Below are 26,253 nucleotides of genomic sequence, written 5' to 3' on the forward strand. Positions count from 1 at the left end.
CCTCACTCCTTGTTCTTCGCGAGACGTGCCGCGAGCTTCATGAGCGTCGGCACCCGCTTCCTGCCGTGCATTGACCGCAGCCGCACCTTCGCCGCGCCAATGTCGATCCCCGCGCAGGTCACCACCAAAGGCGGCGCTTCGTCTTCCCGCAGGACCTCCGACTGCGCCGACAAGCCCGGCAGGCTCTTCTTCGACACGCCGACGACCGGGATCGCACCGCCGAGCGCCTCATGCAGATGCCGGCCCACGCCCGGCGTTTCATCGGTATCCAGATGGACGAAGCCGTCGATCAGGAGCAGCTCGGGCGTGAGGCCGTGCTCGCGCAGCAGCTGCATCACGCAGCTGACTTCCCTCAGGTCGACGGCACCCCGGACGGCCTTCTCGACCGGCGCGATGGGCGAGACATAGGTCTTGATCGGCTCCGCCGCATCCCAGGCGTCGAAAGCCACCGCCGCGGCATTCGCCTGGGCACCATCGAAATGAACTGCGACAACGAGTTTCATGCGCGGAATTATCAGCGTGCACTGCGCGCCGCCCTGCATGACAACGCCCGCGGGCATCCGCCCATTTCGAGCGAGTTCCCCTCTCTCCAAGTGGGCTGGCGCGTGCGTGCCTGGCGCGGCAGCATGGCCTCTTCATCCCCCGAATCCAGATGGAGTCAACGTCATGTCCGACAAAGCAGGCACCGCAGTGAAGGAAGTCGCCAACCTCGGCGTGCCCTGGGAACAGGCCTATGGCTACGCGCAGGCGGTGAAGGTCGGCAACATCATCCATGTGTCCGGGCAGCTCAGCCACGATGCCGCCGGCGCCCTGGTCGGGCCCGCGCCCCTGGACGAGAACGGCCGGCCCAAGGACTTCTCCAACATGGCGCTGCAGATGCAGACGACCTATGACAACGCCCGCCGGCTGCTGTCGCACTTCGGCGCCACCTTCGACCAGGTCGTCGAGGAGACGCTGTTCGTGCTGGACGTGGATGCGGCCTTCGCGGTCGCGGGCGAGGTTCGGCGCCGGGTCTACGGACCGACGCCGGCCGTGGCGAGCAACCTCATCGGCGTGTCCCGCCTCGCCTTCCGCGAGCAACTCATCGAGATCGCCTTCCGCGTGGACCTGTCCCTCGCCTGAGGATCCGCGACGACGTCCGGGCACCGAGGCCCGGCACCGGGATTGCCGCATGCCTGCCATTGCCGCCGCGAACTGCGCTGAAGGTGAGGAATGGCGATGGAGGCGCGACACTCTTCCAAGACTGATCTGGTGGGGAAGGTCCTCTACATCGAGGACAACCCCGTCAACATCCTGGTGATGCAGCAGTGGGCGACCCGGTTCCCCGGCCTGCACTTCGAGGTGGCGGAAACGGGATCCGATGGCGTCGAGCGATTCCAGCGCTTCCGCCCGGACGTCGTGCTGCTGGACATGCAGTTGCCCGACTGCGATGGCCTCGAGGTCCTGCGCCGGCTGCGTTCCCTGCCCTCGGACAGCCGGGTGCCGGTGGCCATGGTGACGGCCTTCTCCGCGGAGACCGACCGGCGCCGAGCGCTGGAGGCGGGCGCCGCCGCCTATTGGCTCAAGCCGGTGGACTTCAGCCACCTCGAGCGGGAGCTGAGCACCTTGCTGTCGCGGGATGCCGAGCGGAGGCCGTGATGCTGCGCCGGGGCTCCGCACCTCAAGCCGACTCGTCCACACGGACGGGCGGCCGGATCGCCTCGCCAAGGCCCCGGACGACGCCACGAGCGCCGAGCGGCTGGGGAGCCCATTCCACCGTCGGGCTGCTCCTCGCCGCGCTGTTGATACCGGCGGCGGCGATCGCCCAGGAGCCCGGCCCCGGCTACGTCGTGCTGAACAGCTACTCCCAGCCGCCCTTCGTCCAGGCGGGCGAAGCCGCCGAGAGCGGCCTGGCGCCGACCTTCGTCCGGCTGCTGCGAGACGCGTCCAGGCTGCCGATCCCATTGACGCTGGAGACCGTGCCGCGCAAGCGCCTGGAGTTGAGGCTCGAAGGCCCGCGGTTTCAGGGGCTCGCCGTGTTTCTCGCGCCCGAGTTCCTGTCGGAGGAAGCCAGGGCCGGCAAATGGTCGGTGCCGCTGCTGGTGGACGAGAACGTGCTGGTGAGCCTGCGCCCGCTGCCGATGTCCTCGCCGGAGGACCTCGTCGGCATGCGCTTCGGCGCGATTGCCGGGCACATCTATCGCGTGCTCGGCCCGTATGTCGAGGCACGGAAGATCAAGCGGGAGGATGCGCCCGACCACGTATCCAACCTGAAGAAGCTCTGCCTGGGACGGGTGGACTTCGTGGTGATGAGCCGCTCCGAGCTGGCCGGCAGCGGCGAGCTCGCGGGATGTTTTCAGCCCTTCAAGTGGCGGTCGTTCCCGGAACCGCAGGTCATCGTGCGCCGCGTGGTCATCCGGGTGCCCGATGAGCGGGTGACGGACCGGCTGCTCGCCGCGACGGAAGCGGTGGCCTGCAGCCCGGCGTGGCACGCAGCCCTGCAGCGACACCAGCTCTCGACGGTGGGATGCAATTCGCCACGCGGCGCGCAGGACCCCGCGCCGCGGCGCTGACTACGCGATGCGGCAGCCCCCGAGCTCAGCGCTCGCCTTCGGCGCGACCGCGGCGGGGCCGGCAATCGCTCGCGCCGTCAGTTCGTCCCGGCACTGGACGTCCTGTCCGCATTCGTGGTCGCGCGAGTGCCCTTGAGGTACTCCTCGACGTTGGCGGCCGAGGTCCCGACGGCGGCGACGGCCTCCCGGATCTGCTGCGGCGACACATCGAGCTTCCTGGCCCACGCGTCCACCTGCCCAGGGTCGCCGATATCGACGAGTGGCCCGAGTTCACCGGAGGGCGAGGCGAAACTTGCTTCTTCGGACATGGCCTGCTCCCGGGCCACGACGCGGGCCCGCTCGCAGGCTGAGCGGCATGCTGCGTTCCCGCGGGCGACCCCGTTTCAAACTCGCCATGCGAGTGGCCCTGGGCTCGCGCTTCGACTCACTTCTTCCGGTTCTTCTTCTCTTTGTCGTAATGCCATTTGATGGCGAAGAACATGCCGGTGCCGAACACGAGCAGCTTGAACGTCACCAGGACGATCGGGATCCATTCCATCATTTCTGAATACTTCCGGACTTTGACTGGGCGCCGTCATTCGCGAGGATCGCGACGGGTTGGCGCTCGGGTGCCGTCGATGCGGCCGGCGAATTCTCGCTTGCCGGCGAAGCCCTTGCCGCGCGCCGTCTAACCGGCGAGCACCAGCTGGCCATCGGGATAGCGCGATGACATGAAATCCACGAAGGCCTTGACCTTCGGGCTGGCCAGTCGTCGCGAGGTGTGGAGCACCCACAGATCCACCTCCTTGCCGCCCGTCGCGCCCCATTGCACCAGCGCGCCCTTCGCGAGCTGGTCCCAGACGATCGACTGCGGCACCTGCGCGACGCCGGCCCCGGCGATCGCGGCGTCGCGCAGCATCAGCATGGACGACAAACGCAACACGGGCACCGGCTCCAGCGTCAGGCCGGTGCCGTCCAGGGGCCAGGTCTCGCCGTCGCGAAAGGCATTGACCACGGCAGGCACCCGCACCGGTGTTCTGCTTCGCCGCGGCTTCGCGATCGACGGCGCCGCCACCACGACGAGCCGGTCCTTGGCGAAGCTCCTGCCCACGAGCGTCGTGTCCGGCCGGGGGTTGGGACGGATCGCCACGTCGAATTGCTCTTCGACCAGGTCCACCACCCGATCCTCCGCCACCACCTCGACCGTGACGCCCGGATAGCGCTGGCGGAACTCGGCGCAATGACGCCCCATCGCGAGCTGCGAGAAGAGCACCGGGGCGGCCACGCGCAGCCGGCCGGCCACCTGGCCGTCGCCCTCCCGCGTCGCGGTGAACGCGTCCAGCACCTCGCCCATCGGACCCGCGGTCCGGCTGAGCAACTGCCGGCCAGCGTCGGTCAGCTCCAGCCCCTTGGCGCTGCGCTCGATCAGCCGCACGCCGAGCTGCTCTTCCAGATCCGCCACGCGACGCGACAGCGTGGCCTTCGAGCGGCGGCTGGCGCGACTGGCGCGCCCGAAGCCGCCGTGGGTGGCCACCAGGTTGAAGTCCACCAGGGCATTGAGGTCCATGTGTTCCGGATCCGAGACGGTATGTCTCGATTCTGGCGGCTGTGTTCATCGTCTGCAACGGCCTATCTTTCGTCCGTCACCCCGACACACCCTTTCTTCAAACGGAGTTTCAAATGAGCATCCTCGTCATCGGTTCCACCGGAACCATCGGTTCCCTCGTCGTTCGCAGCCTGGCCGAGCAAGGCGCCCAGGTCCGCGCCCTGGTCCGTCAACCCGGCAAGGCGTCGCTGCCTGAAGGCGTCCAGGCCGTCGTCGGCGACCTCACCGACGTCGCCTCCCTGCGGGCGGCGATGACCGGCGTGCGCACCCTGTTCCTGCTCAACGCACTGGTGGCCGACGAGCTCACCCAGTCGCTGCAGGCGCTGAACGTGGCGCGCGAGGCCGGCATCCAGCGCATCGTCTATCTGTCGGTCATCAACGCCGACAAATATCCGGAGGTGCCGCACTTCACCAGCAAGCACACGGTGGAACGGATGATCGACCGGCTCAACCTGCCCGCGACGGTCCTGCGTCCGGCGTACTTCATGCAGAACGACATCGGCATCCAGCCGGTCATCGAGGGCTACGGCGTGTTCCCGATGCCCATCGGCGCCACCGGCGTCGCGATGGTCGACGCGCGCGACATCGCCGACATCGCCGTGGCGGAACTGCTGCGCCGCGACCGCGCGGAAGGACCGCTGCCCGCGGTCACCCTCGACGTCGCCGGCCGGGAACTGTTCACCGGGGAATCAGCGACGGCTGTCTGGAGTCAGGCGCTGGGCCGCCAGATCCACTACGGCGGCGATGACGTCGCCGCCTTCGAGGCACAGCTGGTCCAGAACCATGTCCCGCCCTGGATGGCCTATGACCTGCGGCTCATGATGGCGCGCATCCAGCAGGTCGGCCAGATCCCGGCCAACGGCGCCGTGCAGCAGCTGGAAGCGATCCTCGGCCGACCGATGCGCACGTATCAGGCCTTCGTCGCCGAGCAGTTGAAGAGGGCCTGACGAGGCAGGCCGTGCCGCCACGCGCGCCCCGTCACGCGGGCGGCATGACGATGAACTCGTGCAGGTCGGGATCCTCCGACGGCGACTCCTCGTGGACCGATGCGAACGGCAGGCGTTCGAACGCGCGACGCCAGAAGCGCAGCGCCTGCTCGTCCGCCCGGAACACGCAAATCAGCCACGGGTGGTCCGAGGCCAGCACCACCTGGCGCACCACCTCCGAGGCGATGCCGCGACCGCGGAACCTGGGCAGCACGTACAGGTCGCAGAACTCCATGATCGACTGGCCGCGCAGGTTCTGGTGGCCGACCAGCAGCAGGCCGGCGAGCTGGCCTTCATGGCGGATCAGGTAGGCCCAGTCGAACGGGTCGGGCGTGCCCAAGCGCTCGAGGAAGTCGTCCAGCGAGCTGAATCGACCCGTCTCGTCGATGTCCTCGCCGGACCAGAACGACGACTCGAGTTCGTAGAACTGCCAGAGCCTGTCGAGGAGCGCTGCGTCAGCGGGCGTCACGCGGGTGAGCGTGAGGATGGGAGTCATGATGGGTGGGAGCCCGCGCCGTGCGCTACTTCGCGTCGAGCGACGACGACCCGTCGCAGGTGGTCTCCTGGATGCCGCAGATCTGATCCAGCCAGGCACGGAAGCGGCCCTTGGGTTGGCCGGCACGCGCGGCGGGCGAAACCTGCAGGTAGGGCCGCATCTCGGCGGAGAAGCGGGATTCGTCGTAATCCACCTGCACCCAGCTGCCGCGGCAATCGACGAGACGACCCGCCGTCATCGTGCTGCTGCCGTCGAAGACCAGGCCGTCCTTGAGCTGGACGGCGACGGGCGCCTTGGGATCGGGGCGGGTGCGGCCGGCGTTGGCCTGCGACTTCACGATGAGCTTGCGTCCGCTGACCCAGCCCTCGCCTTCGTAGACCGGTCGCGCCGGCTGGCCCGTCAAGGCTTCATCGTCGAAGGCCTCGCGGACGCGGAACCAGCCGTTCGAGCTTGCGGTGACCTTCACCAGCACGCGCGCGCGCATGCCGGAGCCATCGGTCCAGACGGGCGGCAGCTTGCCCAGCACCGGCGCGGCGCTCGACGGCTCCGCGCGCACGTTGAGCCCCGCGGGATCGGTCTCCTCGACGAAGGCGGCGAAGTCGCAGCTGGCCGGCTCCGGCGGGCCGCCGGAAGCCAGGGCCGCTCTACCGATCCCGAGGCCGATCGCCAGGATCAGCGCTCGGCTCGGCAGCAAGGACAGGGTCCGGTCATTGGCCATCGATCAGCACGTAGAAGAAGGAAGGGTTGCGGCCGACGGCCGAAAGGAAGCTGCCGTAATGGTTCCGGGGAATCGTCTGGCAACCGGCAGACCAGGTGTTCACGACGGGCACATTGTCAGCGCCGCCCCAATGGATGTACATCGTCCGACCCACGAGCTTCGAATCGATGCGGGCCGCGTCGTTGAGCAGGAAGCGGCCGTCGCCGTCGGTGTCGCGCTCCACGGTCTGGTTTTCCGTCGACCTGAAGGCGCGGGCGTCCAGGAAGCCGTCGGGCTTCTCCTTGAAGAAGTAGGTGCCGGCACGCAGCCGCCCCGCATCCTTGAGACCGTCGGCATTGACGTCTTCGCCTGCCACCAGGGAGGCCTTCTTGAACGCGACGCCCTTGTAGCGATCGTCGATCGGCTTGCCGGCCTTGAGCTGGGCGCGATGCGCGTATTGGGCCGAGGGTTCAGTATTGCCAGGGAAGAAGGCGACGCTGCCACGCCGTTGCCAGCCATTGAGCACGACGATGTGATCGTCATAGCTGCCGCGGCCCTTGTTGACCAGCGTGCTGGTGTCGCGGCGCAGGCCGAGAACGAGCAGTCGCCCCTGGCGAAGCGCATTGGCGGCCTGACGGGAGCCGCGTTGCTGCACGAGGCTGGCGCAGTACTGGTAGGCCGCGCGTTGAGACAGGAAGGGCAGCCGGGGCAGCGCCGGCCGCTGTTGGCGATCAGCGGCCCACTGGCGCAGCACGACAGAGCCTTCCGGGGTTGCATTGAGCGCGAGGCGCGCGGGCCAGGCCAGACGAGCCTCGGCGAGGCGGTGAGCGGTCTCGCGCATCGGGGCGTCCAGCTGCGCGAGGCCGTCCTCCCAGGCTCGCAAGGCGGCGGAAGCGTCCTGGGCGGCACTGGCGGCGAAGGTGGCGGCCAGTTGGTCCAGGTCGGGGTCGATGAGGGTCTGGGCGAGGCTCATGGCGGCAGTACCGAAACGGTCCGGATGACCAGTGGCGGGAATTCTGCGAATGCGGCCGCACCGACGCATTAGACAAAGGTCATGTGCGATGTCGCGCGAAGGCTCGGAAAGCGCCGGTGTCGGCGAGCGAGGTCAGGGAAGATGCGCTGCCCGCGTCCGGCCAGTTGCGACATCGACCCGGTCGGCGGCGGGCCGGTGACGAGTTCGGTATCGAGCGAACCGGTGGTGGCGCGCAGCGGCGTCATCCGAGAGATCCAGCACTTCGTCCAGGGATTTCGGTGGTGTCGTCGGGGACGACCCGCTACGGTGCCCGATCCAGCAGCAAGACAGGAGTTCCCCATGGACACACGCGTGCGACACCGTCGCATCCAGGTTGGCGACGTGGACACCTTCTATCGCGAGGCAGGACCGGCGCAGGCGCCGGTCCTGCTGTTGCCGCATGGCTACCCCTGCTCGTCCTACGAGTTCCGCAACCTCATGCCGCGGCTGGCGGATCGCTGGCGGCTCATCGCGCCCGATTACCCGGGCGCCGGCTACAGCGCGACGCCCGAGTCCTTCGACTACAGCTTCGACGGCTACGCCGCCTTCCTCGACGAATTCGTGCGGACGCTGCGGCTCGAGCGCTACGTGCTCTACCTCCACGACTTCGGCTCGCCGATCGGCACCCGGCTGGCGATCCGCGCGCCGGAGCGCGTCGTAGCGCTGGTCATCCAGAACGGCGACATCCCTTATGAAGATGCGCTCGGCCCGAAGTACGCGGAGATCGAATCGACCTGGACGCTCCCCGCCGACGAGATGCGCGCCAAGCTGGCGGAAGCGATCCAGGAGCCGGTCTTCAAGGAGGAATTCCTGAACGCGGTCGACGCACCGCTGGTCGAGCGCATTCCCCCGGACCTGTGGCAGTTGCACTGGTCGCTGATGACGCCCCAGCGCCGCAAGATCGCCATCGACCTGATCGCGGGTCTCAAGGACAACCGCGCCTGGTTCCCGAAGCATCGCCAGTACCTGCGCGAGCACCGTCCGCCCACGCTGATCGTCTGGGGCCCGCACGACCATTACATGCCGGAGCAGTCCGCGAGGGCCTACCTGCGCGACCTGCCGGACGCCGAGCTGCATCTGCTCGACGGCGGCCACTGGCTGCTGGAAACGCATCTCGACGAGGTCGTACCGCTGCTGCGCGACTTCCTCGGACGGGTCGCTTCGGGCAGTGCCTAGCCACGGCGCTTGCCCGTGATTTCCTACCCCGAGGGATCGGGGGCATTGCTCGCCGTCATCATTTCGACTATTCTCGAAAAATGGAACAAGACGACGTCGTCCGCGCCCTGGGCGCCCTGGCCCAGCCGCTGCGCCTGCAGATCTATCGCGCGCTGGTCGTTGTCGGCGACAGCGGCCTGACACCCGGTGCGATCCAGGAGGGGCTGGGCGTGCCGGCCGCGACGCTGTCGTTCCACCTCAAGGAGCTGGTGGGGTCGGGGCTGGTGACGCAGGAGCGCTCCAGCCGCAACCTCATCTACCGCGCCGCCTACGCCCGCATGAACGAGCTGCTGGGCTACCTCACCGAGAACTGCTGCCAGGGCGCGTCCTGCGCCCTGCCGTCGGCCCCGTCCGGCTGCGGTTGCTGAATGCCCACGCCGTTGTCGCCCTCACCTCCCGGAAGCCGCTGAACCATGACTGTCCATGTGCTGATCCTCTGCACCCACAACTCCGCGCGCAGCGTGCTCGGCGAGGGCATGCTCAATCACTGGGCAAAGCACCTCGGCAAGGACGTGCGGGCCTTCAGCGCCGGCAGCGCGCCCAGCGGCCGCGTCAACCCACTCGCCCTCGAGGCGCTGCAGGCCGCCGGCGTCGACACCGCGGGCTGCCGTAGCAAGAGCTGGGACGAGTTCACCTCATCGGACGCGCCGCCGCTGTCCATCGTCATCACCGTGTGCGACAGCGCCGCGGCCGAGCAGTGCCCGGTCTTCTTCGGCGGCACCGGTCAACCGGTCAAGGTGCACTGGGGATACCCGGATCCGTCCGATGCCGAGGGGGGCGAGCCAGGCAAGCGCCGCGCGTTCGAGCTGACGCGGCAGGCCATCGGCTACCGCATGCTGCAGTTGCTGCAACTGCCGCTGGCGACGATGGGTCGGGCCGACCTGCAGCAGGCGCTGGCCGCCATCTCGCGGAGCTGACGCGATGGACCTGCGTCGCCAACTGCTCGCGGAGGGCCTTCGCATCGGCGCGGTCCTCGCCGTGGCCGTGAACCGCTGCCTGTCCCCGCCTCCCGGCGAGCTCCGCCACGCCCCTTCCCCCACCTCGACACCCGCGCCCCATGTCTGATCTCCTCTTCCCCGACGCCGACTTCCCCGCGCTGGACGGCGCGCTGTTCGACGTGCCCAGCCAGGATCGCCTGGCCGTGCCCGCGCCGTCGCGGCATCGGCCGCGCATCCTGATGCTGTACGGTTCGCTGCGCGAGCGTTCCTACAGCCGGCTGCTGACCTTCGAGGCCGCCCGCCTGCTCGAGGCGATGGGCGCGGAGGTGCGGATCTTCAATCCGGCCGGCCTGCCGCTGCCGGACGACGCTCCCGAGTCGCATCCGAAGGTGCAGGAGCTGCGCGCGCTCGCCGCCTGGTCCGAGGGCATGGTCTGGTGCTCGCCGGAACGCCACGGGGCGATGACTGGGATCATGAAGTCGCAGATCGACTGGATCCCGTTGTCGACGGGATCGGTGCGTCCGACGCAGGGCAAGACGCTGGCGGTGATGCAGGTGTCGGGCGGATCGCAGTCCTTCAATGCGGTGAACCAGATGCGGGTGCTGGGCCGCTGGATGCGCATGCTCACCATCCCGAACCAGTCGTCGGTCGCCAAGGCCTTCGCCGAGTTCACCGAGGCGGGCCGCATGAAGCCCTCCGCGTTCTACGACCGCGTGGTCGACGTGATGGAGGAGCTCTTCAAGTTCACGCTCCTGACCCGCGACCTGGGCCCCTACCTGCTGGACCGCTACAGCGAGCGCAAGGAGAGCGCCGCGGCGCTGGCCAAGCGCGTCGATCTCGCGGCGGCGACCGGCTGCTCGCCGGGAGCGGGAGCTAGCCGCTGCGGATGCGCTTGACGGCACGGCGGCCGGGGTCGCGACCGGTCCTTGAGCACCGCGCGTCCTCCCCTCGCCCAGCCGTTATGACTCCCGCGGCCGCATTGACGACAATGCGGGACCCCGCACGCCCGCCGTCACGACCATGACCCTCGCCCTCCCTCGCGCTGCCCGCCGCCTGCTGGCCCTCCTCTGCCTGGCCGCCGCGCCGGCGGTCCATGCCGACATCGTCGTGGGCCAGGTCGCCCCGTTCAGCGGGCCGCAGGCCGTCACCGGCAAGGCCATCCGCGCCGGCGCCAAGCTCTGGATCGACGAGGTCAACGCCCGCGGCGGCGTCCGCGGACAGCGCATCAAGTTCGTCACCCGCGACGACGCGCAGAAGCCCGAGGAGACGGTGCGGCTGGTCAAGGAAATGATCGCCCAGGACGCCCCGACGGCGCTGATCGGCACCGTCGGCACCTCCAACCTGGAGGCCCTCAAGCAGGACGGCGTGCTCGAGAAGACCCACGTCTCCATGGTCGGCGCGATCTCCGGCGCGACCAGCATCCTCACGGCGCGCGGCATGTATCCGGTCAAGGCGAGCTACCGCGAGGAAGTCGAACGCCTGTTCCGCCAGCTCGGCGAGATGGGCCGCACCCGCGTCGCGGTCGTCTACCAGGACGACGGCCTCGGGCGCGACGCGCTGGCCGGCGCGCAGGCCTCGGCCAAGACCCACGGCCTCACGCTGGTCGCCCAGTCGGGTTACGCGCGCAACACCACCGAGGTCGGCAAGGCGGTGGACGAGATGGTCAAGCAGACGCCGGACGTGATCTTCCTCGCCGCCACGACCGCCGCCGCGATCGAGTTCACCAGCCGCTACCAGGCCGCCGGCGGACGCGCCGGGCTGTACGGCATGTCCATCATCGACGTGCAGGCGCTGCTCAAGAAGCTCGGACCCGAGCGCGCGCGCGGCTTCGCCTTCTCGCTGGTGCTGCCGACCGACGACCGCCTGGACCGCGAGGTGGTGCGCGACTACCTGCGCCTGAGCCAGAACACCAAGGATCCGGAACTGTCCTCGCGCTCGCTGGAGGGCTTCATCGCCGCCAAGGCGCTGGTGCGCGCCCTGGAACGCAGCAGCCCGGGCGCGGCGGGCCTGACCGAGACGCTGGAACGCGGCTTCGAGACCGACGTCGGCGGCCACCGCCTGACCTTCGGCAAGGGCCAGGCGCCGTCGCGCTACGTGGACTTCGCCGTGCTCGGCGTCGGCGGCCGGCTGGTGCGTTGAGCACCGCGGAGCTCGCGCCACGCCGTGGGCCTTCGCGGCGAGCGGCGGCGCCGCCGGATCTAGGTCCGGCTTCCGAACAGTGCAACCGTCCCCGCCGTTCGTGTCGCTTCCGTGAAGTCTGACAGCGCGCTTTCCGGCCTCCGTCGCTAAGCTTCGCGACCTCCCCACCACCACCGCCGTTGCCGCCGCACGGCGTTGCCTCGTGAAGTACCTGATCGCATTGGCCGCATGCGGCCTGCTGGGCCTGCTCACGCACGCGGGCGCCCATGCGGCGCCGGGCGCGGAAGACGAGGACCAGCTCGAGGCGCTGCTCCGGCGCGAGGTGCAAGGCCCGTCGCGTTACGCCCAGAGCCTGATGGACGCGCCCGCCGCGGTCAGCGTGATCACCCGCCAGGAGTCCGCCGCGCTGGGCCACCAGACCATCGGCGACATGCTCGGCCGCCTGCCCGGCGTCTACCTCGGCAACACGCGCAGCTACAGCAACCTCGGCGTGCGCGGGTTCAACCGGCCCGGCGACTACAACTCCCGCGTGCTCATGGCCATCGACGGCCAGCGCGTCAACGACGCCATCTACGACCAGGGCCTGCCGCAGCTGGAATTCCCCGTCGTCGCGGAATGGGCCAAGCGGGTGGAGCTGGTCCAGGGGCCGGGGTCGTCGATCTACGGCAGCAACGCGCTGCTGGGCGTCGTGAACGTCGTCACGCTGGACGGCGCCGACGCGCCGGGCCTGTCCGTGCTCGGCAGCGCCGGCTCGCGCGGGCAGCGCCGCGTCGAGATGCATTACGGCGCCACCGACGCCGCGGGCGGCGACCTCTTCATCGGACTGAACCTGCAGCGCACCGCCGGCGAGACGCTCTTCCTCCCGGAGCTCGGCACCGCCGACGGCTGGATCCGCGGCCTGGACGGCGAGCGCCAGGCCGCGGTGCTGGCCAAGTACCGGCTCGGCCGTTGGAAGCTGTCGATGGCCGCGGTGCAGCGCGACAAGGACGCGCCGACCGCCCCCTACGGCACCCTGCCCGGCGTGTCCGGCACCCGCTACACCGACCGCCAGCTGATGGTCGAGGCCGCCTACGACGAGGGCTGGCAGGACGACCTGCGGCGCAGCCTGCGCCTGGGGCTGTCGCAGTACGACTTCCGCGGCCGCTACGTCTTCGGCCAGTCGCCGGACGTCGTCGACCGCGACGAGGCCTATGCCCAGTGGCTCACGCTCGACGCGCGCGTGCTCTGGCGCGGCCTGCTCAACCACGAGCTGATGGCCGGCGCGGAGATCCGCACCTCGCCCTACGGCATCCAGCGCAACTACCAGGTGGCGCCCTACGAGTCGCGGCTCGACAGCGACGTCTCGCAGGATTCCGCCGCGCTGTCCGTGCAGGACCAGTGGCGTTTGTCGCAGCACTGGCAGCTGACGACCGGCCTGCGGCTGGACCACGCGCGCGGCTTCTCGCCGGCGCTGTCGCCGCGCACGGTGCTGGTCTTCCGGCCGGACGAACGCCAGACCCTGAAGTTGATGTGGGCGCGCTCCTTCCGCTCGCCCAACCTCTACGAGCGCTATTACGACGACGGCGGCCAGACGCAGCTGGCCAATCCGGGGCTCAAGCCCGAGCGGCTCGGCTCCGCCGAGCTCGCCTGGGAATACCTGCTCGCCTCGGGCCAGGCGCTCAGCGCCAACCTCTACGACACCCGCCTGAACCGCCTGATCGAACAGGTGCCGCTCAGCGACGATCCCGACGCCGTGGTGCAATACGTCAACCGCGGCCGCGTGCGTCTGCGCGGCCTGGACCTGGGCGTGGAGCAGCGCGTCGAGGGCGGCTGGCTGTGGCGCGCCAGCGCCTCCTGGATGGACGCCCGCGACGAGCAGGGCCGGCGCCTGAGCAACGCGCCCACGTGGATGGTCAAGGGCCATGCGATCACGCCGCAATGGCGAGCCTGGCAGCTCGGCGTCGAGTGGACCGCGCTGGGCACGCGGCTGGGACGCGTGAAGGTGCCGCCGGCCTGTTTCGTCAACGCCCAGCTGAGCTACCGCATCGACGCGCGCCAGAGCCTGGCGTTGCAGGTGGACAACCTGCTGGACCGCGACAACCTCGACCCCTCGTCCCCCGACGCCGCGCTGAGCGCGATCCCGCAATCGCGCCGCGCCTGGCGCCTGGCCTGGCGCACCGCCTTCTGAGTCGCCGACGATGCCGATGCGCGCTCGCCCGCCCCGACGACCGACCGACCTGCGCCCCTGGCGCATGGCGGCGCTGCTGCTGCTCGCGCTCGCAGGCGCGGCACCGCTGCGCCCGGTCGCGGCGCAGGCCGCCGGACCGGACGGCCTGAAGGCCGAGGTGGTCTACCGCGCGCTGATGTTCGTCAACTGGCCCGCGGAGCGGGAACACGGCCGCGCGCTGCAGCTGTGCACCGCCGGCGACAGCGGCCTGGAGACGGCCTTGCAGGGACTGGCGGGGCGCTCGATCCGGCACCTGGCGATCGAGGTGCGCCGCCTTGCCCGCCCGGACCAGCTCGCCGGCTGCCACCTGCTCTACCTGTCCGAACCCAGACCCGCCTGGCGCGCCCTGCTCGACCGGCAGCCCGTGCTGGTGCTGTCCGACCAGGCCGGCATGCTGGACCAGGGCGCCATGCTCAACCTCCAGATCGAGGACGGGCGTATCGTCTTCGACGTCGACCTCGACGCCGTCCGGCGCGCCGGCCTGGCCATCAGCGCGAAGCTGCTGCGCCTGGCGCGCTACGTGCGTCACCCCGCCACTTCGCCATGAACGCCAAGATCCTCGACGCGCTGGAACGCTGGCGCGAGCTGGCCGTGTCGCTGGCCGCGCTGCTCACCTTCGCCCTGCTGCTCAGCGTGATGCAGTACTGGCGGTTGCAGCAGCGCCAGCTCGAGGACCTGCGCACCCAGGCCGGCATCGTGGCGCAGACGGCCTCCGCCGCACTGGTCTTCGACAGCCGCGACGAGGCCGGCGAGATCCTGCAGGCGCTGCGCCAGAATCCCGCCACGCTGCGGGCGCGGCTGCTCAAGCGCGACGGCCAGCCGTCCGCGGTCTACACCCGGCCGGCCGCGCAGCGCTCGCGCCTGGAGGCCTGGGTCGGACAGGTGGCGCTGGAGGTGCCGGTGATGGCCGACGGCCAGGCGGTGGGCACGCTGTCCGTCGAGGCCAGCCGGCTGCCGATGTGGTGGGACCTGGCGCAGTTCATCGGCGCGACGCTGGGCACGCTGGCGGCGACCGCCGGCCTGGCCTGGCTGCTGTCCAAGCGGCTGCGCGCGCAGATGCAGGAGGCGGAGCGCCGCACCCGCTACCTCGCCCGCTTCGACGCGCTCACCGACCTGCCCAACCGCGAGCACCTTCGCCGGCTGCTGGAGAAGGCGCTGCGCCAGGACGGCGGCGCAGCGCTGCTGCTGCTGGACCTGGACAACTTCACCCAGATCAACGACCAGTTCGGCCACGCCGCCGGCGATGCGGCGCTGCAGGCCACCGGCCAGCGCCTGCGCCAGCTCTGCCGGCCCGGCGACGCGGCCGCGCGGCTGTCGGCCGACGAATTCGCGGTGCTGCTCTCCCCGCGGCCCGACGCGGCCGCGCTGCAGGCCTACGCGCAGCGCCTGCAGGCGGGCCTGGCCCAGCCGCTGTTCTTCGACGGCCACTGGCTGCACCTGCATGCCAGCACCGGCGCCGTGCTGCTGCCCGACCAGGCCGACGACGCCAGCGATGCGATGCGCTGCGCCGACGCGGCGATGCGCCAGGCCAAGCAGATGGGCAAGGACACCTTCCAGCTGTTCACGCCGCAGCTGGGCGAGGCGCTGCAGTCGCGCCTCGCGCTCGAGAACGACCTGCGCGAGGGCCTGATGCAGGGCGAGTTCCAGCTCGCCTACCAGCCGCAGTACGACGCCACGCGCCGCATCCGCGGCTTCGAGGCGCTGGCGCGCTGGCGCCATCCGGAGCGCGGCTGGGTCTCGCCGGCGGACTTCATCCCGGTGGCTGAATCCTCCGGCCTGATCGTGGAGCTGGGCCTGGCGATGCTCGGCCAGCTGCGCCGCGACCTCGACGGCTGGAAGGCCAAGGGCCTGGGCTGCCCGCCGGTGGCCATCAACCTGTCCTGGGAGCAGTGCCGCAAGCCGCAGCACCGCGAGCGCTTCCTGCAGCAGCTCAAGGCGCTGCAGCTCGGCCCGGGCGAGGTGGAGTTCGAGCTCACCGAGAGCCTGAGCTTCGAGGACATCGACAAGCCCGATTCCTTCGTCTTCACCCTGCAGGGACTGGGCTACGGCCTGGCGATCGACGACTTCGGCACCGGCTACAGCTCGCTGGCCTACCTGCGCCGGCTGCGCTGCCGCAAGATCAAGATCGACCGGCTCTTCGTGCACGGGCTGGCGGCCAACGACGACTCGCGCATGCTGGTGGAGTCGATGGTGCGGGTGGCCCATGCGATGCGCATGTCGGTGGTCGCGGAAGGGGTCGAGCTCGACGCCGACGAGGCGGCGCTGATCGCCATGGGCTGCGACCTGATGCAGGGCTTCGGCTTCTGCAAGCCGGTCCCGCCGGCGCAGGTCGAGGCCTTGCTCGCCGGGGGCCTGGCGCGGCCGGTGTCGCCCGCGGAACCCGCGGCGGATTGAAACCGTCGTGAATTTGTCCACGGTCAATCTGGAAAATCCGGAGTTGTGACAAGTACGCACATCTTCTGTCGGCGGCATCACGGAAGATCCTGCCCTTTTCAGAAGTGCCAGGAAGTGCCACGCCCATGAACCGCCGTCACCTGCTCCAGAACTTCGCCGCGCTCGCAGGCGCCGGCAGCCTGCCGGCCTTCGCTGACAGCACCCGCATCCTGCTGGGCCAGTCGGCGCCCTTCAGCGGCCCGGCCCGCGAACTGGGCGAGCAGTTCAAGGAAGGCGCGATGCTGGTGTTCGACCAGGTCAACCAGCGGGGCGGGGTGAACGGCCGGCGCATCGAGTTGCGCAGCCTGGACGACGGCTACGAGCCCGAGCGCTGCGCGGCCAACACCCGGCGTCTGATCGAGGACGGCGTCACGGCGCTGTTCGGCTACGTCGGCACGCCCACCACGCTGGCCGCGGTGCCGCTGCTGACGGCCGCCAAGGTGCCGCTGGTGGCGCCCTTCACCGGCGCCGAGGCGCTGCGCACGCCCTTCAACCGTCACCTCTTCCACATCCGTGCGTCCTACAACGACGAGGCGGCCGAGATCGTCAAGCAGCTGATGGCGGTGGGCATCAAGCGCGTCGCGGTGTTCCTGCAGAACGACAGCTACGGCCAGTCGGGCCTGGCCGGCGTCACGGCGGCGCTCAAGCAGCACAACCTGGCGCCGGTGTCGCAGGGCACGGTGGAACGCAACTCGGTGGACGTCAGCGGCGCGCTGGGCTCGATCATGGCCGGCCAGCCGGAGTGCGTGGTCCAGATTGCCGCCTACAAGTCCTGCGCCGCCTTCATCCGCGCCTCGCGCAAGGCCGGTTTCCTGGGCAACTTCTACAACCTCTCCTTCGTCGGCGCGCAGGCGCTGGCGGCCGAGCTGGGCAAGGATGCGCGCGGGGTGGTGGTGTCGCAGGTGGTGCCCTTCCCGTTCTCCGGCCTCACGCCGGTGGCCGGCGAATACATCCAGCGCTGCAAGGCCGCCAACAAGGAACTGGGCTACACCGGCATGGAAGGCTTCATCGCCGCCAAGACCATGGTGGAAGGCCTGCGCCGCGCCGGCAACAACCCGACGCCCGACAGCGTCATCAGCGGCCTGGAAGCCCAGAACGAGCTCAACCTCGGCGGCTTCTACATCAACTTCTCCAGCCAGCGCCACGCCGGCTCGCGCTACGTGGACATGACCATCCTCACCGAGGACGGCAAGGTCCGGCGCTGATCGTCCAGGCAGCGGGCGGCCGCGCTTGCCCCTGAAGATCACGACATCGTGATCGCTGAAGTCGCGAGGTGAAGTCGTGATGGAATGCGGCGGATGTCCTCCCCCGTCCGCCGCGTGCTCCCACCGCTCGACAGCCGGCTCGCGCCGACCTATGGCGGCGCGAACCTGGCCGACGCCTTCGCCATCACGCTGTCGGACGGCGCGCCCGACGACGCGATGGCGCTCGCCCGCGCGGCGCTGGCCGACCCGCCGTCCTGGTTCCGCGCGCTGCTGGCGATCCGCGACGCCGCGGTCAGGCCCTTCGGCCTGAAGACCTCGGCGGCGATGCGCCGGCACCTCGACGAGATCGGCGTCGCCCATGTCGACATCTTCCGGGTGCTCGAGGCCTCGCCTCGGGAGGCGATCTTCGGCGAGCAGGACCGGCACCTGGACTTCAAGCTGTCGATCCTGATCCGCCAAGTCGACGGATCGACGCGCCGGGAGGCCGTCGTCACCACGGTCGTGCACTGCCACAACCGGCTCGGACGGTGTTACCTCGCGCTGATCCTGCCGGGGCATGTGCTGGTGGTGCGCTCGCACCTGGCGGCGGCGGCGCGGCGGTTCGGAGCGAGGGACGGCACGCGGGCCGGGGGCGACTGAGGCCCACCCGGCCCTGGGGTCTCTCCCCGTCAAGCGCGCGGGCGGACGGGCCAGAATCCGCCTCCATCGGCGCAACCGGCGCAACCGGCACAGGGGCAGCAGATGGACTGGCGATTCAAGGTAGGTCGGCAAGCGGTCCTGGCGCGATTGCCGTTCGGGCAGGGCCTTCGACGCGCGAAGCGCCAGCTGTTCGGCTACCAGCCCGACGAGGACAACCTGCGCAGCACCATCCAGGCCTGGACGCAGATGCGTCGGGGCCTGGAGCGCTCCGGCGGCGCGATCGAAGGCGCCACCGTGCTGGAGATCGGCACCGGCTGGTTCCCCACCATCCCCGTCCTGCAATGCCTGCAGGGCGCCCAGCGCGTCTACATGTCCGACCTCAACGTCCATCTGGACGAGGTCAGCTTCGCCGCGACGCTGGCGTTCCTGCGCCAGGCCTGTCCCGACGAGGCGCGGTTGCGCGCGATCCAGACGCGCGCCGACCTGCCGCTGACCTACCTCGCCCCGTTCGACGTGAACGAGCTCGCCGACGGCTCGATCGACCTGGTGACCTCGCGCACGGTGCTCGAGCACATCCCGCCGGGCGACCTGGTCCAGCTCTTCAAGGCGCTGCGGCCCAAGCTCTCGGCCCGCGGCCGGATGGTGCACCTGGTGGACCACTCCGACCATCTGGAGCACTCGGACAAGTCGATCACCAAGATCAACTTCCTCACCTGGCCCGAGCGCAAGCATGCGTGGGTCAACCGCCTGACGCGCGAGGGCGAGAACCGCCTGCGCCACCACGAGTACCCGGCGCTCTTCGCCGAGGCCGGTTATCGGGTCACGCTGGAGGAACACATGGTCCATGAGCCGACGCGCCAGCTCGCGAAGTCGCTGCCGCTGCAGCCGCACTACGCGGCGATGACGCCGGAGCAGCTGGCGACGATGGCGTCGCTGTACGTGCTCGAACCCTGATCAGCGCCGGCGCTCGTCGGCTCGTCGGCTCCACGGACCGCGACGGCGCTCCACGCGGCTCGCGCCGGCTCACCCGGCCGGCGCCACCCGTTCCTGCGAGCGACGGCCGGCGGTGAGCCACAGGACCAGCGCGAAGACCGCGCCGCCGACGCTGGCCAGGCCGAAGAACAGCATCATCGATTCATAACCGGCGGGGTTCTGCGCGCTGGCGCCGGCGCGGTCGTTGAGCCAGCCGGCCACCAGGTTGGCCCCGGCGATGCCGGCGTTCTGCGCCACCCACATCAACCCGATCGCCGTGCCGAAGCGCGACGGCGACACCAGCCGGCTGGCCAGCGGCCACATCACCGCCGGCACCAGCGAGAAGCTGACGCCGATCAGCGCGGTCGAGACCCACAGGCTGGCGGTGGTCAGCGCCATCAGCGCCATCGCGACCGGCAGCAGCGCCGCGCCGAAGGCCAGGAAAGGCGCGTAGCGGCCGACCCGGTCGCACAGCCAGCCGAAGGCCGGCGTCGCGAAGACGGCGGCGAGGAACACGTAGCTGTTCATCGCGCCGGCGGCCGCGAGATCCAGGCCATGCGCGTGCTGGAAGTACTTGATCGCGAAGGTGCTGCGGAAGGCCAGGATCACCGAGTACCAGAGCACGCACAGCGCGAGCAGGAACCAGTAGGCCTTGCCGAAGTGCAGCAGGTCGCGCCAGGCGAAGGGTTGAGCCTGCTGCTGCGCGGCGCCCTTGTCGGCGGCGGCGACGCGCCGGTCGAGCCACCAGTACAGCAGCGCGCCGCCGAAGGAGGCGGCCGCCATCGCCGCCGCGATCAGCAGCGGCGGCTGCCAACCCTGGGCGTAGGCGTGGGGGAACCAGGTCGGCGACATGTCGGACGAGAAGGAGCCGAGCCGGCCGATGGACAGGGCCAGTCCCATCGAGAACGCCACCTTGCCGCCGACGAAGTACTGCGCGAGCGCCGCCAGCGTGGCGATGCCGAAGGTCTCGGCGCCGATGCCGAACAGCAGCCGGCCGGCGGCCATGCCGACGAAGCCGGGGCTCAGCGCGGTGAGCAGCGCGCCGAGCAGGCAGACGGCGGCGGTCCACAGCGTCATGCGCGCGGCGCCGAAGCGGTCCACCAGCACGCCGCCGACGAGGATCAGCACGACGTTGGGCAGGCTGTAGATCGCGTTGAGCAGGCCGATCTGCTGGTCGCTGAAGCCGCGCTGGCTTTGCAGCGCGTCGGCGACGGGGCCGATCGAGTCGTAGACGTAGTAGTTGCCGTACAGCGACGCGGCCACCAGGGCGCACACCAGCCACGCGATGGCGCGGCTCGGGGACTTGTCGTTCATGGTCGGGTTCTTGGGCGGTCGCTCGGACCGAAGGGGCGGATTCTCGCCGCGGCGCGGTAACCAGCCGTAAAGACGCCGTCAGGACACGACATTCAGCGACGCGACCACCCATCGGTGGGGGCCGCATCCCCCATCAAGTGCGCTATGGTCCCGCCCGTTTCTGGCAATCGCAGCCCTTGCATTCAGGAGATCGGCATGGCAATCGCGCGCTCCCTCGTTTCCTTCGGCCCTTCCCTGCCCCGGGTGGGCGGCCTTGTCGCCGCCGGCGTGGCGCTGGTCCTGCTCGCCGCCTGCGGCAAGCAGGGCGCGACGCTGGGGGACGGCAGCTCGGAGATCACCGGCTCGGCCGGTCCGGCGGGCGCGAACAAGGCCAACCGCGAACTGATGAAGTGCGAGGCGCCGGTGGCGACGCTGTCGCTGATGGAGAACCCGAACGGCTACACCATCAGCGCGCCCAACGGGCTGCCGAATTCGCCGCTGCCGCTGGTGCGGCTGCTGGCGCAGCAGAGTGGCTGCTTCCGCGTCGTCGACCGCAACTCCGGGCTGAAGGCCACGATCCGGGAGCAGGAGCTCAAGGACAGCGGCATCCTGCGCCAGCAGGGCAGCACGGTCCATAAGGGCAAGGGCTACGAGGCGCAGTACACGCTGATCCCCAGCCTCACCTTCAGCGAGCAGGATGCGGGCCGGCAGGTGGGCGGCATCCTCGGGATGATTCCGGTGCTCAACAAGTTCGTCGGCGCGGCCGAGCACATCAAGCTCAAGGAAGCGCAGGTGGCGCTGCTGCTCACCGACAACGAGACCACCGAGCAGGTCGCGGCCGCGACCGGCTCGGTCCGCGTCACCGACCTGGGCATGGGCGGCCTGGTGCTGGGCAAGCTCGGCGGGGCGGCCGGCGCGGGCTGGGCCAACAGCAACGAGGGCAAGGTCATCGCCGCCGCCTTCCTGGACGCGCACAACCAGCTCGTCGTCCAGGCCCGCATGCTGCAGGCCAAGGAGCTGCCCGATCCGGTGCCGATGAAGAAGGCGGGGGAGTCCGGCAAGAAGGTGGCGGCGGGCGCTTGAGTCGACGCCCGCGAGCGTCTTCACTATGTCCTCGTCGATGGCTACTGATCACCGCCTGCGCAACGCCGCGCTGCTGCTCGCGACCGCCGGCTTCGCCACGCTGGCGAGCTGCGCGGGCACGGGCGACCCAGCCCTGCCCGCGACGACGACCGCCGAGCCGCCTGCCAGCACCTGCAGCTTCGGCGCCTTCGTTGCCGAGACCGATCCCGCCGGACTCAACGTCCGCAGCGCGCCGAAGGCCACCGCCAAGGTCCTCGGCAAGCTGCCGCCCACCTTTGTCGAACCCTCGATGAACTACGGCGTGCGGGTCGAGGTCGACGTCGTCGGCGCGCGCAGCGGCTGGTTCCTGATCCGCAACGCCCGCGACAACGAGGCCTTGACCGACCGCCCCGCGCGTCCGATGTTCTCGGGCGAAGGCTGGGTCAGCGGCAGCAAGCTGACCGTGAAGTCACAGGCCGACGTCGGCCGCGCGCGGCCGAGCCCGAAGGCGCCCGCCGTCCTGCGCATCGGCGACAACGAGACCTTCGACAACGACGTCGTCATCGAGGCCGGACGACTCGCCGACTGCAACGGCAAGTGGGCCCAGGTGGAGTTCGCGGATCAACGCTTCGCCGCCAAGGATCGAAGCTCGCTGAAGATCGACGCCGCGGCGCGCGCCGGCTTGCCGCCGGGCCGCTTCCGGGCCTGGGTCGACCGCCTCTGCGGGATCCAGGAAACCAGCTGCGACGGTCTGGCGGGCGGGGACCCCGCGCCCTGAGGCCGTCCCCCCCCCCGCTGAGCCGGGGGTGCCGTCCCGCTATGCCTCGAGCCGCAGCTGACCAAACGCCGCCGGCACGTGGAAGTTGGGCTTTTCGCTGCCCGTCGGATTCCACGCGCTGAACTGCCGCGTCTCCTTGTTCCCCTCGATGCGGAACAGGTTGATGCGCCACCCGTCGAGCGGCTGGGGACCGCGCGGCATCGGCACCACCAGTTCCGCCGTCCACAGGCGATGGCCGGTATCGACCGCCGTGCGCGCCCGGCTTTCGCCGACGAAGCGCCGACGCCCGGCGCCGCGCACCTCCAGGTCCATCACCAAGCCGTTGGGTGACACCTCCACCTCGCGGTAGCGGTCCGACCCGGCGTCCTGCGGCGCCTGCAGGAAGACCTCCACCACGTCGCGCTGCCACAGCGGCCAGATCTCCGTCGAGGACTGCTCGCGATCGAAGGTGCTGAGCGCGTTGTAGCGACTGCTGAAGCGCAGGTGCAGCGCGCCGTCCGCATGCAGCAGCTGCACCCGCGTCGACTGCGTCCCGGTCAGCGGCCGGCCGCGCCAGTCGTGGGCGAAGAACATCGCCGGCGCGTCCTCCCAGGCCGAGGCCAGCGCGAAGCCGTCCCGCCCGATCAGCCGCGACGGCAGGCGCGCCGCGCGCGCCAGCGGGCGCTCGACCGCCGCCTCCAGCACCGCCTCGATCAGCAGGTGCTCGCGAAACGCCGCCTTCAGCGTCGGCCTCGCGGCGTCGACGCGGCCGAGGTCCACGCCATTCACGTAATCACGCACGCGCCACATGCCCGGGCCCAAGCCGCGCAGCGTCACCGTGCCGTCGAAGCGCGGCGCATAGAACGCGTAATGCATCACCCCGTTCTTCTCGACCACATGGGTCTCCGGCTTGTCGAAGGCGATGTCGTAGAGCTCGCCGCGATACACGCCATCCGACAGGCCCTTCGCGTTGTGCGCCGCGATCCACTTGCGCCAATGTGACTCGCGCTCCGGCGTCAGCAGGAAGGAGTCCTTGGGCTTGGGATCCTCCGGCCAGGTGAATTTGGTCGACACCACCGCGCCCACGCCGACGGCCGACGCGAAATCCATGCCGCCGGTCGACAGCTCGACGTGGTCGCCCGCGTAGGCCGACCAGCGTCCCATCTGCGCCTTCAGCGCCTTGCCCTTGTGCCGCACCTGCCAGCTCGACAGCGGGTCCGACGCCGGCGCCTGGTCGATCCACGGCATGTTGTGGAAGGCGTAGCTCGTGCCGCAGGGGCAGACCTCGACCACCGCTTCCGGATTCACCGCATGCGCGGCCTCGAACATCGCGCGGTAGAAATCGGCCATCTGCTCGACGGACTCCTCCGGCTTCGCATGCCGGTGCTTCGGGTTGAAGCACGGCGCCACGCCGTTGAGATGCTGGCCGTCGACCTTCACCCCGTCGAAGCCCCAGTCCTGGATGATCTTGCGGAACATCGCCGCCGTGCGCTCGCGTGTCTCCTTCGCGCCCGGGCACAGGTAGAGGCAGTTCCACCAGGTGATCATCTGCGGCGCGCCGTTCTGGTCGAGCAGCAGCAGGTCCGCGTGTTCGTGCAGCTCGTCGCTGCCCGGCGCCACCGCCAGAGGCGCGATCCACAGCCGCGCCTTCATGCCGCGCGCGTGGATGTCGGCCACCAGCGCCTTCATGTCCTCCTCGCCGCGCGGGAATTTCTTGAGGTCGATGTCGAACCAGTCGCCGGTCTGACGCTGCCAGCCGTCGTCCAGCACCGCCCACTTCAAACCGAGTTCCCGCGCCTTGGGCAACGTCGCGCGCACGCGGTCGAGCGAGAAGTCGCGCTCGTACCCCCACGCGCACCAGACCGACTCATGCGCGCTGCGCGGCGGCTCAGGCGCTGCCAGCCCCTGCGCGTTCATCAGACGCCGGTAGCGGTCCAGCGGGACGAAGCAGTCACCCTCATGCACGGCGATGAAGGCCAGCGGCAGCGCGAGCGTCTCGCCCGGTGCCAGCGTGCGCGGCTCATCGCCGCGCATCGCGATGTCCACCTGCTCACCCACCGCCTTCACCGGCAGCGAGACCAGGCGCGGCAGGGTATCCAGATGGCCGATCGCCACGCCCAGGTCGCGCCGCCACACGTCCACCAGCGGCGTGCCGCCGCCGTAGTCGGACGAATCCATGCCGAGGAAGTTGCGCTGCTGGAAGCCACGCTTGACCGGCTGCATCCAGTCGCGCCGGTCGGTGTGCGTCGCGCCCGAGTAGGTCCACCACCCGCCCGCATGCCGGGGCGCGGCCAGCAGCCGGTGCGCGGCCACCGTCCAGCCCTGCACCGTCAGCGGCCTGTCCGAGCGGTTGACGAAAGCGACCGCCATCAGCGCGACGCCGGGGTGCTCGTCCAGCAGCGTCACCGTGACTGTCTTCGCGACGGCCGCTCCCTCGGCACGGCCGGTCAGCACGAGTCGCTGGCCGGCGCCGAACGGCGTCGCACCGCTGCTCGGAACGGCGCTCGCGAGCGCGAAGCGGTCGAGCGTCCTCGTCTTCACAGCACCGGCGCTCGCACCGCCCGCCGGCGTGACACCAGCCACCGGCGCCGGTCCGCCCAGCGCAGCTGTATCTCCGGCCAGCCCCTGGCCATCGACGATCACGATCGACTCGCCCGCATCGAAGCCGGTGAGCGCCAGCGGCCGCGGGCCGCCCAGACGCACGAGACGGCTGCGCATCCGGTCATCGAAGTGCAGCGACAGCCGCTCATCCTGCAGACGCACGTGTCCGCGTCCGAGGTCCGCGGCGCGGGCCGACGCGGCGGCGCCCGCGCTCGCGGCGAACGCCACACGCGGCGCGACGGTGGCCACGGGCGCGGCGCCCAGCCACTGGAGGAAGGCGCGGCGGCCGGTCATCGGGCGGCCTTCCACGCGGTCGGGAAGCTGCGCGCCGCATTGAGGTGGTACAGCTTGTCCACGACGGCCTTGGGCAGGCCCAGGCCCTGCACCGGTTGCTCGAGATCCGACACCTTGAACGTCTCCTCCGTGTTGAAGTAGCGCCAGTGCATGCGCCACACCGGCTCGACTTCCTTCAGCAGCTCGGCGCCCGATTGTTGCGGCGGCTGTGAGACGTCGGTGCCGTACATCAGGCGGTCCTGGTACTGGATCATGAAGCGGCGCACCTTCTCCCGGTCGCGCTGGCTCTGGTACTGCAGCTGGCCGATGCGCGCGGCCAGGTCCACCTTGGCCAGCGGGAAGCGGTCCAGGAAGGCCGCCAGCTCGTCGACGTTGCGCTCCAGCGAGGCCATGTGCATGCCGATGAACTTCAGCTTCGGATGCGCCGCCACCATGCGGTCGCGCGCGGCCATCTGGTCCTCCCAGCTGGGCATCTCCGGGTGCAACGCCATGTGGTACTGCGGGTGATGCGCGAAGTAGTCGCGGTCGTTGAGGACCGTCATCTGGTCCAGCGGCAACCAGCAGTTGTGGGGCTCGCCCTGATGGCCGAGCATCGGGATGCCGCGTTCCTCGAACCAGCTGAACAGCGGCTGGAAGCGGGCGTCGTCGATCATCACCAGCTGGCCCTGCGGGTCGCGCAGGCTCATGCCGATGTTCTTCCACACCTTCACCCCGACCGCGCCGGCGCGCAGGCCGGCATAGATGCGCTGCTTCGTCGCATCGAGCCAGCCCGGCCAGTCGGACGTGTCCGACGAGAAGCTCACCGCCCAGGCCACCGCCGCCGGCCGCGCCTGGCGCAGCGCGACCGCCACCCGCTGCTGCTCGTCCAGCGGCGGGAAGTCGGGGTAGTCGACGTTGATCGTCAGCACCTGGAAGCCGAGCCGCCGCGCGGCATCGACGAACGCCGGATCGGCGTTGTGCAGGTGGACGTGCGCGTCGATCTTGGGCACCTTGGCGAAGTCCGCCATCGTGTAGCGGTCCTCGCCCGCAGCGGTCGCCGCCAGGGCACCAGGGACGGCGCCCATCGAAGCGACCATCGCCGTCGCCATCAGGCTGGCGGCCAGCCAGGCCGGCAACGCGGCGCGGGAGGGAGTTCTCGTCGTGTCGGTCATCGTGGGAAATGCAGGTTCAG

Annotated in this window: 27 protein-coding genes; 17 read left to right on the forward strand and 10 right to left on the reverse strand. The window is 70.2% G+C overall.

What is annotated here, in order from left to right:
- Positions 1 to 2: 2 nt before the first annotated feature.
- Positions 3 to 503, reverse strand: a complete 501-nt coding sequence (locus BM393_RS13015; protein WP_175538329.1) for an endonuclease V — start codon at positions 501 to 503, stop codon at positions 3 to 5.
- Positions 504 to 666: 163 nt separating this feature from the next.
- Between BM393_RS13015 and BM393_RS13020 the strand changes: the two genes are divergently transcribed.
- The 3 genes from BM393_RS13020 (at position 667) to BM393_RS13030 (ending at position 2,552) form a co-directional block, all read left to right on the forward strand.
- Positions 667 to 1,122: a RidA family protein gene (locus BM393_RS13020; protein WP_091726421.1), complete on the forward strand. Its 456-nt coding sequence runs from the start codon at positions 667 to 669 to the stop codon at positions 1,120 to 1,122.
- 129 nt (positions 1,123 to 1,251) lie between these two features.
- Positions 1,252 to 1,638, forward strand: a complete 387-nt coding sequence (locus tag BM393_RS13025) for a response regulator (RefSeq protein WP_175538330.1) — start codon at positions 1,252 to 1,254, stop codon at positions 1,636 to 1,638.
- Complete coding sequence (locus tag BM393_RS13030; RefSeq protein WP_141225331.1) at positions 1,638 to 2,552, forward strand: hypothetical protein; 915 nt, start codon at positions 1,638 to 1,640, stop codon at positions 2,550 to 2,552. Before BM393_RS13025 ends, BM393_RS13030 begins: the two co-directional genes overlap by 1 nt.
- A 77-nt stretch (positions 2,553 to 2,629) precedes the next feature.
- Here the strand turns inward: BM393_RS13030 and BM393_RS13035 are convergent, their stop codons facing one another.
- Positions 2,630 to 2,860, reverse strand: coding sequence for a DUF3606 domain-containing protein (locus BM393_RS13035; protein WP_091731432.1), 231 nt, complete (start codon positions 2,858 to 2,860; stop codon positions 2,630 to 2,632).
- A gap of 359 nt (positions 2,861 to 3,219) precedes the next feature.
- Complete coding sequence (locus BM393_RS13045; protein WP_091726436.1) at positions 3,220 to 4,098, reverse strand: LysR family transcriptional regulator; 879 nt, start codon at positions 4,096 to 4,098, stop codon at positions 3,220 to 3,222.
- 113 nt (positions 4,099 to 4,211) lie between these two features.
- Here BM393_RS13045 and BM393_RS13050 point away from each other — a divergent pair, with 113 nt between their 5' ends.
- Positions 4,212 to 5,084 carry an NmrA/HSCARG family protein gene (locus tag BM393_RS13050; RefSeq protein ID WP_091726439.1) on the forward strand — a complete coding sequence of 291 codons (873 nt, stop codon included), beginning with the start codon at positions 4,212 to 4,214 and terminating at the stop codon, positions 5,082 to 5,084.
- Positions 5,085 to 5,115: 31 nt separating this feature from the next.
- On the opposite strand, the gene BM393_RS13055 is transcribed toward BM393_RS13050, so the two are convergent.
- The 4 genes from BM393_RS13055 to BM393_RS25745 all read right to left on the reverse strand — a co-directional run bounded on the left by BM393_RS13055 (position 5,116) and on the right by BM393_RS25745 (position 7,534).
- Entirely contained in the window at positions 5,116 to 5,619 is a 504-nt protein-coding gene (locus BM393_RS13055; protein ID WP_091726443.1) for a GNAT family N-acetyltransferase, read from the reverse strand.
- Positions 5,620 to 5,644: 25 nt separating this feature from the next.
- Positions 5,645 to 6,313, reverse strand: coding sequence for an SH3 domain-containing protein (locus BM393_RS13060; protein ID WP_091726447.1), 669 nt, complete (start codon positions 6,311 to 6,313; stop codon positions 5,645 to 5,647).
- Positions 6,314 to 6,326: 13 nt separating this feature from the next.
- The gene (locus BM393_RS13065; protein ID WP_091726450.1) at positions 6,327 to 7,289 is read right to left on the reverse strand and encodes a hypothetical protein; all 963 of its coding nucleotides are present in this window, start codon (positions 7,287 to 7,289) and stop codon (positions 6,327 to 6,329) included.
- Between the two features lie 68 nt (positions 7,290 to 7,357).
- The gene (locus BM393_RS25745) at positions 7,358 to 7,534 is read right to left on the reverse strand and encodes a hypothetical protein (RefSeq protein WP_175538331.1); all 177 of its coding nucleotides are present in this window, start codon (positions 7,532 to 7,534) and stop codon (positions 7,358 to 7,360) included.
- 94 nt (positions 7,535 to 7,628) lie between these two features.
- On the opposite strand from BM393_RS25745, the gene BM393_RS13070 reads away from it, so the two are divergent.
- From BM393_RS13070 to BM393_RS13120, 11 genes are all read left to right on the forward strand, one after another.
- Complete coding sequence (locus BM393_RS13070) at positions 7,629 to 8,504, forward strand: alpha/beta fold hydrolase (RefSeq protein ID WP_091726453.1); 876 nt, start codon at positions 7,629 to 7,631, stop codon at positions 8,502 to 8,504.
- A gap of 80 nt (positions 8,505 to 8,584) precedes the next feature.
- Positions 8,585 to 8,911, forward strand: coding sequence for a helix-turn-helix transcriptional regulator (locus tag BM393_RS13075; RefSeq protein WP_091726457.1), 327 nt, complete (start codon positions 8,585 to 8,587; stop codon positions 8,909 to 8,911).
- Between the two features lie 45 nt (positions 8,912 to 8,956).
- Complete coding sequence (locus tag BM393_RS13080; protein ID WP_091726460.1) at positions 8,957 to 9,460, forward strand: arsenate reductase ArsC; 504 nt, start codon at positions 8,957 to 8,959, stop codon at positions 9,458 to 9,460.
- A 140-nt stretch (positions 9,461 to 9,600) separates the two neighbouring features.
- A complete protein-coding gene (gene arsH / locus BM393_RS13085; protein WP_091726463.1) occupies positions 9,601 to 10,377 on the forward strand; it encodes an arsenical resistance protein ArsH in 777 nt (258 codons plus the stop codon).
- Between the two features lie 124 nt (positions 10,378 to 10,501).
- Positions 10,502 to 11,620: an ABC transporter substrate-binding protein gene (locus BM393_RS13090; RefSeq protein WP_091726466.1), complete on the forward strand. Its 1,119-nt coding sequence runs from the start codon at positions 10,502 to 10,504 to the stop codon at positions 11,618 to 11,620.
- Positions 11,621 to 11,822: 202 nt separating this feature from the next.
- Positions 11,823 to 13,787 carry a TonB-dependent siderophore receptor gene (locus BM393_RS13095; protein WP_091726471.1) on the forward strand — a complete coding sequence of 655 codons (1,965 nt, stop codon included), beginning with the start codon at positions 11,823 to 11,825 and terminating at the stop codon, positions 13,785 to 13,787.
- Positions 13,788 to 13,797: 10 nt separating this feature from the next.
- Entirely contained in the window at positions 13,798 to 14,373 is a 576-nt protein-coding gene (locus BM393_RS13100; protein ID WP_091726475.1) for a YfiR family protein, read from the forward strand.
- Entirely contained in the window at positions 14,370 to 16,220 is a 1,851-nt protein-coding gene (locus BM393_RS13105; protein WP_091726479.1) for a bifunctional diguanylate cyclase/phosphodiesterase, read from the forward strand. Before BM393_RS13100 ends, BM393_RS13105 begins: the two co-directional genes overlap by 4 nt.
- 125 nt (positions 16,221 to 16,345) lie before the next feature.
- The gene (locus tag BM393_RS13110) at positions 16,346 to 17,464 is read left to right on the forward strand and encodes an ABC transporter substrate-binding protein (RefSeq protein ID WP_091726485.1); all 1,119 of its coding nucleotides are present in this window, start codon (positions 16,346 to 16,348) and stop codon (positions 17,462 to 17,464) included.
- A gap of 93 nt (positions 17,465 to 17,557) precedes the next feature.
- Positions 17,558 to 18,103, forward strand: a complete 546-nt coding sequence (locus BM393_RS13115; RefSeq protein WP_091726489.1) for a DUF2867 domain-containing protein — start codon at positions 17,558 to 17,560, stop codon at positions 18,101 to 18,103.
- A 102-nt stretch (positions 18,104 to 18,205) separates the two neighbouring features.
- Positions 18,206 to 19,057, forward strand: a complete 852-nt coding sequence (locus tag BM393_RS13120) for a class I SAM-dependent methyltransferase (RefSeq protein ID WP_091726494.1) — start codon at positions 18,206 to 18,208, stop codon at positions 19,055 to 19,057.
- 69 nt (positions 19,058 to 19,126) lie between these two features.
- Here BM393_RS13120 and BM393_RS13125 read toward each other — a convergent pair whose 3' ends face one another.
- On the reverse strand, positions 19,127 to 20,389 hold the full coding sequence (locus tag BM393_RS13125) for an MFS transporter (RefSeq protein WP_091726497.1): 1,263 nt from the start codon (positions 20,387 to 20,389) through the stop codon (positions 19,127 to 19,129).
- Between the two features lie 195 nt (positions 20,390 to 20,584).
- Here BM393_RS13125 and BM393_RS13130 point away from each other — a divergent pair, with 195 nt between their 5' ends.
- Together BM393_RS13130 and BM393_RS13135 are read left to right on the forward strand one after the other, a co-directional pair.
- Positions 20,585 to 21,451: a CsgG/HfaB family protein gene (locus BM393_RS13130; RefSeq protein ID WP_091726501.1), complete on the forward strand. Its 867-nt coding sequence runs from the start codon at positions 20,585 to 20,587 to the stop codon at positions 21,449 to 21,451.
- Between the two features lie 37 nt (positions 21,452 to 21,488).
- Complete coding sequence (locus tag BM393_RS13135; protein ID WP_141225332.1) at positions 21,489 to 22,208, forward strand: SH3 domain-containing protein; 720 nt, start codon at positions 21,489 to 21,491, stop codon at positions 22,206 to 22,208.
- Positions 22,209 to 22,247: 39 nt separating this feature from the next.
- On the opposite strand, the gene BM393_RS13140 is transcribed toward BM393_RS13135, so the two are convergent.
- Positions 22,248 to 25,082, reverse strand: a complete 2,835-nt coding sequence (locus tag BM393_RS13140; RefSeq protein ID WP_091731435.1) for an alpha-galactosidase — start codon at positions 25,080 to 25,082, stop codon at positions 22,248 to 22,250.
- On the reverse strand, positions 25,079 to 26,233 hold the full coding sequence (locus BM393_RS13145) for an amidohydrolase family protein (RefSeq protein WP_217648440.1): 1,155 nt from the start codon (positions 26,231 to 26,233) through the stop codon (positions 25,079 to 25,081). The genes BM393_RS13140 and BM393_RS13145 overlap by 4 nt, the downstream gene beginning before the upstream one ends.
- Between the last annotated feature and the right edge of the window lie 20 nt (positions 26,234 to 26,253).

The organism is Mitsuaria sp. PDC51 (assembly GCF_900113225.1).
Classification (GTDB): Bacteria; Pseudomonadota; Gammaproteobacteria; order Burkholderiales; family Burkholderiaceae_C; genus Roseateles.

Excerpts from the sequence above, each read along its gene's own strand:
- BM393_RS13030 (WP_141225331.1), top strand. The coding sequence starts at position 1,638 with ATGCTGCGCCGGGGCTCCGCACCTCAAGCCGACTCGTCCACACGGACG.
- BM393_RS13120 (WP_091726494.1), top strand. The coding sequence starts at position 18,206 with ATGGACTGGCGATTCAAGGTAGGTCGGCAAGCGGTCCTGGCGCGATTG.
- BM393_RS13045 (WP_091726436.1), bottom strand. The coding sequence starts at position 4,098 with ATGGACCTCAATGCCCTGGTGGACTTCAACCTGGTGGCCACCCACGGC.
- BM393_RS13145 (WP_217648440.1), bottom strand. The coding sequence starts at position 26,233 with ATGACCGACACGACGAGAACTCCCTCCCGCGCCGCGTTGCCGGCCTGG.
- BM393_RS13015 (WP_175538329.1), bottom strand. The coding sequence starts at position 503 with ATGAAACTCGTTGTCGCAGTTCATTTCGATGGTGCCCAGGCGAATGCC.
- BM393_RS13050 (WP_091726439.1), top strand. The coding sequence starts at position 4,212 with ATGAGCATCCTCGTCATCGGTTCCACCGGAACCATCGGTTCCCTCGTC.
- BM393_RS13065 (WP_091726450.1), bottom strand. The coding sequence starts at position 7,289 with ATGAGCCTCGCCCAGACCCTCATCGACCCCGACCTGGACCAACTGGCC.
- BM393_RS13070 (WP_091726453.1), top strand. The coding sequence starts at position 7,629 with ATGGACACACGCGTGCGACACCGTCGCATCCAGGTTGGCGACGTGGAC.
- BM393_RS13035 (WP_091731432.1), bottom strand. The coding sequence starts at position 2,860 with ATGTCCGAAGAAGCAAGTTTCGCCTCGCCCTCCGGTGAACTCGGGCCA.
- BM393_RS13140 (WP_091731435.1), bottom strand. The coding sequence starts at position 25,082 with ATGACCGGCCGCCGCGCCTTCCTCCAGTGGCTGGGCGCCGCGCCCGTG.
- BM393_RS13090 (WP_091726466.1), top strand. The coding sequence starts at position 10,502 with ATGACCCTCGCCCTCCCTCGCGCTGCCCGCCGCCTGCTGGCCCTCCTC.
- BM393_RS13105 (WP_091726479.1), top strand. The coding sequence starts at position 14,370 with ATGAACGCCAAGATCCTCGACGCGCTGGAACGCTGGCGCGAGCTGGCC.
- BM393_RS13130 (WP_091726501.1), top strand. The coding sequence starts at position 20,585 with ATGGCAATCGCGCGCTCCCTCGTTTCCTTCGGCCCTTCCCTGCCCCGG.
- BM393_RS13055 (WP_091726443.1), bottom strand. The coding sequence starts at position 5,619 with ATGACTCCCATCCTCACGCTCACCCGCGTGACGCCCGCTGACGCAGCG.
- BM393_RS13110 (WP_091726485.1), top strand. The coding sequence starts at position 16,346 with ATGAACCGCCGTCACCTGCTCCAGAACTTCGCCGCGCTCGCAGGCGCC.
- arsH (WP_091726463.1), top strand. The coding sequence starts at position 9,601 with ATGTCTGATCTCCTCTTCCCCGACGCCGACTTCCCCGCGCTGGACGGC.
- BM393_RS13115 (WP_091726489.1), top strand. The coding sequence starts at position 17,558 with ATGTCCTCCCCCGTCCGCCGCGTGCTCCCACCGCTCGACAGCCGGCTC.
- BM393_RS13080 (WP_091726460.1), top strand. The coding sequence starts at position 8,957 with ATGACTGTCCATGTGCTGATCCTCTGCACCCACAACTCCGCGCGCAGC.
- BM393_RS13125 (WP_091726497.1), bottom strand. The coding sequence starts at position 20,389 with ATGAACGACAAGTCCCCGAGCCGCGCCATCGCGTGGCTGGTGTGCGCC.
- BM393_RS13075 (WP_091726457.1), top strand. The coding sequence starts at position 8,585 with ATGGAACAAGACGACGTCGTCCGCGCCCTGGGCGCCCTGGCCCAGCCG.
- BM393_RS13020 (WP_091726421.1), top strand. The coding sequence starts at position 667 with ATGTCCGACAAAGCAGGCACCGCAGTGAAGGAAGTCGCCAACCTCGGC.
- BM393_RS13135 (WP_141225332.1), top strand. The coding sequence starts at position 21,489 with ATGGCTACTGATCACCGCCTGCGCAACGCCGCGCTGCTGCTCGCGACC.
- BM393_RS25745 (WP_175538331.1), bottom strand. The coding sequence starts at position 7,534 with ATGACGCCGCTGCGCGCCACCACCGGTTCGCTCGATACCGAACTCGTC.
- BM393_RS13100 (WP_091726475.1), top strand. The coding sequence starts at position 13,798 with ATGCCGATGCGCGCTCGCCCGCCCCGACGACCGACCGACCTGCGCCCC.